Annotated in this window: 1 protein-coding gene and 2 pseudogenes; 1 reads left to right on the top strand and 2 read right to left on the bottom strand. The window is 62.1% G+C overall.

Features of this window, described 5'->3' with window-relative positions; genetic code table 11:
- Positions 1-249: pseudogene (locus tag EGJ86_RS24835) on the top strand (aminotransferase class III-fold pyridoxal phosphate-dependent enzyme); the annotation flags it as partial.
- A 127-nt stretch (positions 250-376) separates the two neighbouring features.
- Here EGJ86_RS24835 and EGJ86_RS24830 read toward each other — a convergent pair.
- Together EGJ86_RS24830 and EGJ86_RS24825 are read right to left on the bottom strand one after the other, a co-directional pair.
- Positions 377-1,393: pseudogene (locus tag EGJ86_RS24830) on the bottom strand (alpha/beta hydrolase).
- Between the two features lie 36 nt (positions 1,394-1,429).
- Positions 1,430-1,629 (bottom strand): DUF2790 domain-containing protein (locus tag EGJ86_RS24825; protein ID WP_125836940.1); only part of this gene is annotated, 200 nt, incomplete at its 5' end.

The raw sequence follows: 1,629 nt of genomic DNA, 5'->3' as shown, positions 1-1,629 counted from the left end.
GTCGGCATGCTTGGCGCCATCGAGTTGGTGCAGGACAAGGCGACGCGCACACGTTATCCGGGTGACAAGGCGGTAGGCATGATCTGCCGCGGCCATTGTTTCAACAACGGTCTGATCATGCGCGCCGTGGGCGACACCATGATCATTGCGCCGCCTCTGGTAATCAGTCAGGCGGAAGTGGATGAGCTGGTAGAGAAAGCGCGCAAATGCCTGGATCTGACCTGGGAGCAGGTGCGTGGTCTGGCGTAACGCGTGATTCGCGGCTCTCCTACAGGCGTAGCAGCGCTCGCGTAGGAGCGTCTTCAGCCGCGAAGGACGATGATCAAAAGAAAACCCCGCAACCGGCAACGGTGGCGGGGTTTTCTTTTTCAGCCGCTTACTTGAGGCTGTTCTTCAGCGTCTGCGCGGCCTGGTCCATGGCGGTACGTACCGCCGGCACTTCGGACACCACATTGAGCAGGCCGTAGTCGTGGATCATGCCGTTGTAGCGCACGGCAGTCACCGGAACACCGGCGGCGTTCAGGCGGCGAGCGTAGGCTTCGCCTTCGTCGCGCAGCACGTCCATCTCGGCCGTCTGCACCAGGGCCGGCGGCAGGCCTTTGAGCTGCTCCAGGCTGGCACGCAGTGGCGAGGCATAAATCTCGTCACGCTGCTTCGGGTCGGTGGTGTAGTTGTCCCAGAACCATTCCATCATGCCGCGGGTCAGGAAGTGGCCTTCGGCGAACTGGTTATACGACGCATTGTTGAAGTTGGCGTCGGTCACTGGCCACAGCAGGACCTGGGCGCGCAGTTTCGGCGTACCGGCTTCCTTGGCCTTGATGGCCACCACAGCAGCCATGTTGCCGCCGACACTGTTGCCGGCCACGGCCAGACGCGAACCGTCGACACCGATCTGACTGCCGTTATCGGCGACCCATTTGGTCGCGGCATAGGCCTGGTTGATCGCGGTCGGGTACTTGGCTTCCGGCGACGGCGTGTAGTCGACGTAGATTGCAGCCGCCCCAGAGCCTACTACCAGGTCGCGGATCAGGCGTTCGTGGGTCGGATAATCACCCAGTACCCAGCCACCACCGTGGAAGAACATGAAGCCGGGCAGAATGCCGCGAGCGCCTTCAGGACGTACCACCTTGAGGGTGAGCGACTGGCCATTAACCTGGATCACCTTGGTGTCCACGATAATGCCGGACAGATCTACCTCGACACTGGCCTGAGCACCCACCAGCACGGCGCGGGCGTCGTTCGGCGAGAGCATTTACAGCGGCTGACCGCCCCCGGCTGCCAGGGCATCGAGGAAGCCCTGAGTGTTGCGCTCCACACCGGGACTGCCGGCGGCGAAGCTGCTGTTGATGGCCAGGGCAAGCAGCCCAGCGGTCAGAGTGCGAGAAATGTTCATGGTCAAGCTCCTGTCGATCAGTTGGGCTGCTGGTTGTCAGTTCTGGTTGGTGCAAGCGCTGGAGAGTTGTTCGTAGCCGAGAACCTCCACGTCACCCGCGCTGTTGCGGTAGGTCATCGTTGCCGTGACCACTTCGCACATCGAGCTGTTAGGCACGTCGATGGAAATCACTTTGGCGATATCCAGGTTCTGGCCGTAGCGGTAGGGCGTGGCCTCGGCGCTGTGGGCGAGGGTGG

It is taken from the genome of Pseudomonas sp. o96-267 (assembly GCF_003935465.1).
Lineage (GTDB): Bacteria > Pseudomonadota > Gammaproteobacteria > Pseudomonadales > Pseudomonadaceae > Aquipseudomonas > Aquipseudomonas sediminis.
Note: the sequence above shows the minus strand (reverse complement) of the source record. Positions and strands in the feature narration are given on the sequence as shown.